The 5,981-nt window shown below is 62.3% G+C and carries 1 protein-coding gene; it reads left to right on the top strand.

Annotated elements, in window-relative coordinates; translation table 11 throughout:
- The coding region (locus D8U71_RS08145; protein ID WP_347233377.1) for an immunoglobulin-like domain-containing protein at positions 1–5,981 on the top strand (5,981 nt) is incomplete at both ends.

Here is a 5,981-nt window from a genome sequence, read left to right as displayed (position 1 = left end):
CAAACCCCGGTGACCGTCACTCTGTCGAACGGCTCGACCATCACCATTGCGGCTGGCGAAACCGTTGGTACCGTCAACGTGCCGACTGCGGCCAACGACGTGTACAACAATGGCAGCACCGTCAGCACCACCATCACTGGCGCTACCGGCGGCAACTTCGAAAACCTGGTGCCAAGCAACACGCCTGCGGTCACCACCATCACCGATTCGGTCGATGACACTGGCCTGACCCTGACTGCGACCAACAACATCGTTGAAGGCGGTCAGATCACTTACACCGCGACACTGACCAATCCGGCACAAACCCCGGTGACCGTCACTCTGTCGAACGGCTCGACCATCACCATTGCGGCTGGCGAAACCGTTGGTACCGTCAACGTGCCGACTGCGGCCAACGACGTGTACAACAATGGCAGCACCGTCAGCACCACCATCACTGGCGCTACCGGCGGCAACTTCGAAAACCTGGTGCCAAGCAACACGCCTGCGGTCACCACCATCACCGATTCGGTCGATGACACTGGCCTGACCCTGACTGCGACCAACAACATCGTTGAAGGCGGTCAGATCACTTACACCGCCACGCTGACTAATCCAGCGCAGACGCCGGTTACCGTCACCCTGTCGAACGGCTCGACCATCACCATCGCGGCTGGCGAAACCGTCGGGACCGTGAACGTGCCGACTGCGGCCAATGACGTTTACAACAATGGCAGCACCGTCAGCACGACGATCACCGGGGCTACCGGCGGCAACTTCGAAAACCTGGTGCCAAACACCACGCCAGCCGTTACCACGATCACTGATTCGGTTGATAACACCGGTCTGACGTTGACCGCGACCAACAACATCGTTGAAGGCGGTCAGATCACTTACACCGCAACGCTGACTAATCCAGCGCAGACGCCAGTTACCGTCACTCTGTCGAACGGCTCAACCATCACCATTGCAGCCGGCGAGACCGTCGGCACCGTCAACGTGCCGACTGCGGCCAATGACGTGTACAACAATGGCAGCACCGTCAGCACCACGATCACTGGCGCAACCGGTGGCAATTTCGAAAACCTGGTGCCAAGCAACACGCCTGCGGTCACCACGATTACCGATTCGGTCGACAACACCGGCCTGACGCTGACTGCGACCAATAACATCGTTGAAGGCGGTCAGATCACTTACACCGCGACCCTGACCAATCCGGCACAAACCCCGGTTACCGTCACCCTGTCGAACGGTTCGACCATCACCATTGCTGCCGGCGAGACCGTCGGCACCGTCAACGTGCCGACTGCGGCCAATGACGTTTACAACAATGGCAGCACCGTCAGCACCACCATCACTGGCGCTACCGGTGGCAACTTCGAAAACCTGGTGCCAAGCACCACGCCAGCCGTTACCACGATTACCGACTCGGTCGATGACACTGGCCTGAGCCTCAGCGCCACCGGTTCTGTGGCCGAGGGTGGCCAGATCACCTACACCGCCACGCTGACGAATCCGGCCGGCACCCCGGTAACCGTGACCCTGAGCAACGGTTCGGTGATCACCATTGATGCCGGCAAAACCACCGGCACCGTTACCGTTCCAGCGCCGGCCGATGACGCCTACAAAGACGCCGGCCAGGTCGAAGTCAGCATCAAGGACGCCACCGGCGGCAACTTCGAAAATCTGGTGCCGAACACTACGCCAGCAGTGACCGAAATCACTGACACCGTCGATACCTCGACGGTGAAGCTGAGCGCAGACACCTCGGTTGCCGAAGGCGGCACCGTGACTTACACCGCCACCGTCGGCGCGCCAGTCACCGGTTCGCCTGTGGTCGTGACGTTGGCCAACGGCCAGAACATCACCATCGCCGTCGGCCAGACCACTGGCTCCATCACCTACATTGCACCGAACGATGCCTTGACCGGCAACGCTCCGCTGACCAACTCGATCACTGGCGTAACCGGTGGCAACTACGAAAACCTGGTGGCGGACAATACTCCAGTTTCGACCACCGTCACCGACGTGGCCGACACCACCAATCTGTCGCTGAGCGCGACCGCTTCCGTGGCTGAAGGCGGCCAGATCACTTACACCGCGACCTTGACCAATGCTGCTGGCTCGCCAGTGACGGTGACCTTGTCGAATGGCGCCGTCATCACCATCCAGGCAGGCGAAACCAGCGGTAATGTGACCTTCCCGGCTCCGTCCGACGACGTCTACAAAGACTCAGGCTCCGTGCAGGCCACCATCACCAGCGCCACCGGCGGCAACTTCGAGAATCTCGTCTCGAGCACCACGCCAGCGGTCACTCAAGTCACCGACACCATCGACACCTCGACGGTCAAATTGACCGCCGACACCTCGGTCGCGGAAGGCGGAACCGTCACCTACACCGCCACTGTCGGCGCGCCCGTCACCGGCACGCCTGTTGTCGTGACCCTGGCCAACGGCCAGAGCATCACCATCGCCGTGGGCCAGACCACCGGCAGCGTCACCGCCCCGGTATCGAATGACGTGCAGATCGGTCACGCACCGCTGACCAACTCGATCACCAACGTCAGCGGCGGCAACTTCGAAAATCTGGTCGCCGACAAGACCCCGGTCAGCACCACCGTGACCGACACCGTCGACACCACCAGCGTCGCGCTGACTGCCACCGGCAACGTCAACGAAGGCGGGCAGATCACCTACACCGCGACGCTGAGCAACCCGGCCGGTACGCCGGTCACCGTCAACCTGAGCAACGGCTCGGTCATCACCATTGAAGCCGGCAAGACCACCGGCACCGTGACCGTTCCGGCACCTGCCGATGACGTCTACAAAGACGCCGGCAAAGTCGAAGTCACCATCAAGGACGCCACCGGCGGCAACTTCGAAAATCTGGTGCCGAGCACTACGCCTGCGGTGACCAACGTTGCCGACACGGTCAACACCACGCACCTGACCCTCAGCGCAGAAAGCTATGTGCTCGAAGGCTCTTCGATCACTTACACCGCAACGCTGACCAACGCCGCGCAAACGCCGGTAACCGTCAACCTGAGCAACGGCCAGACCATCACCATCGAAGCCGGCAAGACCAGCGGTTCGGTGACGATCGCCGCACCGAGCGATGACGTCTACAAGGACGTCAGCAAGCTCACCGTAACCATGACCGACGCCAGCGGCGGCAACTTCGAGAAACTCGACGTCAGCAAGACTCCGGTCAGCACCACGGTCAACGACACCGTCGACACAACCGCACTGACCCTGACCGCCAGCGATACCGTCAGCGAAGGTGGCCAGATCACCTACACCGCGACCCTGAGCAACCCGGCCGGTACTGCAATGACCGTGACCCTGGCCAACGGCGCGGTGATCAACATCGCTGCCGGTGCTACCAGCGGTTCGGTGAATTTCCCGGCGCCCGCCAATACGCCGTACATCGATGGCAGCAACGTGCGGACGGCGATCGCCAGCCACAGCGGCGGCGATTTCGAGCGCGTCGAGGCCGATCGTTCGGCTGTGGTGACTAAAGTCACCGACGCCGTCGACACCACCAACATCAGCCTGAGCGCCACTGGCAGCGTTGCCGAGGGCGGCTCGATCGTCTACACCGCGACCCTGAGCAATCCGGCCGGCACCGCCATGAGCGTGACCCTGAGCAACGGCGCGGTGATCAACATTGCCAAGGGCGCGAGCACCGGCAGCGCAACCATCGCCGCCCCCGCCGATGACGTGTACAAGGACGCCGGCAAGGTCGATGCGAGCATCACCAAGACCAGCGGCGGCAACTTTGAAAACCTGGTGATCGACAAGACTCCTGCGGTAACTGATGTCACCGACACCATCGACAACAGCACGGTTTCGCTGACCGCCAGCGCCAGCGCGATAGAAGGCGGCGTGGTTGTCTACACCGCGTCCGTGACCGCCCCGGTCACCGGTTCGCCAGTGCTGGTGACCCTGTCCAACGGCCAGACCATCACCATTCCGGTCGGCGCCAGCAGCGCCAGCGTCAACTTCACCGCGCCGAACGATGCACAGGCCGGCGGCAACACCCTGAGCGTGAAAATCGACGGCGCCAGTGGTGGCAATTACGAAAATCTCGTCGCCGACCAAACCCCGGCGGTGACCTCGGTAACCGACGTCGCCGACACCACCAACCTGTCGCTGTCCGCGACCGGCTCCGTGGCCGAGGGCGGTTCGATTGTCTACACCGCGACCCTGAGCAACCCGGCCGGTACCCCGGTGACCGTGAATCTGAGCAACGGCGCGGTGATCACCATCGAGGCTGGCAAATCCACCGGCACCGTCACCGTTCCGGCACCTGCCGACGACGTCTATAAAGACGCCGGAAAAGTTGAAGTCACGATCAAGGACGCCACTGGCGGCAACTTCGAAAACCTGGTGCCAAGCACCACGCCAGCGGTTACCGATGTCACCGACACCGTCGACACCTCGACGGTCAAACTGACCGCCACCGAAACCGCGGCCGAAGGTGGCACCGTCACCTACACCGCCACCGTCGGCGCGCCGGTCACCGGTTCGCCTGTGGTCGTCACCTTGGCCAATGGTCAGAACATCACTATCGAAGTCGGCAAGACCAGCGGCAGCGTGAGCACCACCGCGCCGAACGACGTACTCGCCGGCCACGCGCCGCTGACCAACTCGATCACCAACGTCAGCGGCGGTAACTTCGAAAACCTCGTTGCCGACCAGACCCCGGTCAGCAGCACCGTGACCGACACCGTCGACACCACCAACCTGTCGCTCAGCGCGACCGGCGCGGTGAACGAAGGCGGCCAGATCACCTACACCGCGACTTTGAGCAACGCCGCTGGCACACCGGTCACCGTGACCCTGTCGAACGGTGCGACTATCCTCATCGAGGCCGGCAAAACCACCGGCACCGTGACCGTCGATGCACCGAAAGACGACGTCTATAAAGACGCCGGCAGCGTTGAAGCGACCATCCAGAGCGCAACCGGCGGCAACTTCGAAAACCTCGTCACCAGCACAGCGCCGGCGGTGACCACAGTCAACGACACCATCGACACCACCACCGTGTCGCTGAGCGCCACTGCGAACGTCGCCGAAGGCGAAACCGTGGTTTACACCGCCACCGTGGGCGCGCCAGTGACCGGTTCGCCGGTCACCGTCAGCCTGTCCAACGGCCAGACCATCACCATCGCGGTCGGCGAAACCACCGGCAGCGTCAACTACGTCGCGCCGAACAGCCCGCTGGCGGGCGGCAGCTCGTTGAGCGTGACCATTGATGGCGCCACCGGTGGCAATTACGAAAAACTGCTGGTCGACGGCAAGTCCGCAGACACCGTGGTTTCCGACACCACCGACACCACCAACCTGAACCTGAGCGCCAGCGATTCGGTCGCCGAAGGCGGCCAGATCACCTACACCGCAACCCTGACCAACCCGGCCGGCACACCGGTCACCGTGACCCTGTCGAACGGCGCCACCATCACCATCGACGCAGGCAAAACCACCGGCACCGTGATCGTCGACGCACCGAAAGATGACGTCTATAAAGATGCCGGCAAAGTCGAAGTGACCATCGAGGGTGCTACGGGGGGTAACTTCGAGAACCTGGTGCCAAGCGCGGTTCCAGCGGTGACCAATGTCACCGATACCATCGACACTTCGACCGTCAAACTGACTGCCGATACTTCGGTCGCTGAAGGCGGCACCGTGACTTACACCGCCACCGTCGGCGCGCCGGTCACCGGCTCGCCTGTGGTCGTGACTCTGGCCAACGGTCAGACCATCACCATCGGCGTCGGTCAGACTACTGGCACTGCAACTGCTGTTGCTGCGAACGATGCGCTGACCGGCAACGCTCCGATCACCAACTCGATCACTGGCGTAACTGGCGGCAATTTCGAAGATCTGGTGGCGGACAAAACACCGGTTTCGACTTCAGTCACCGACGTTGCCGACACTACAAATATGTCGTTGAGTGCGACCGGTTCCGTGGCCGAAGGTGGCTCGATCGTTTACACCGC

Origin of the sequence: Pseudomonas sp. Sample_21 (assembly GCF_004307525.1) — a bacterium.
Classification (GTDB): Bacteria; Pseudomonadota; Gammaproteobacteria; order Pseudomonadales; family Pseudomonadaceae; genus Aquipseudomonas; species Aquipseudomonas atacamensis.
This window is presented reverse-complemented; position numbering and strand designations above follow the sequence as displayed.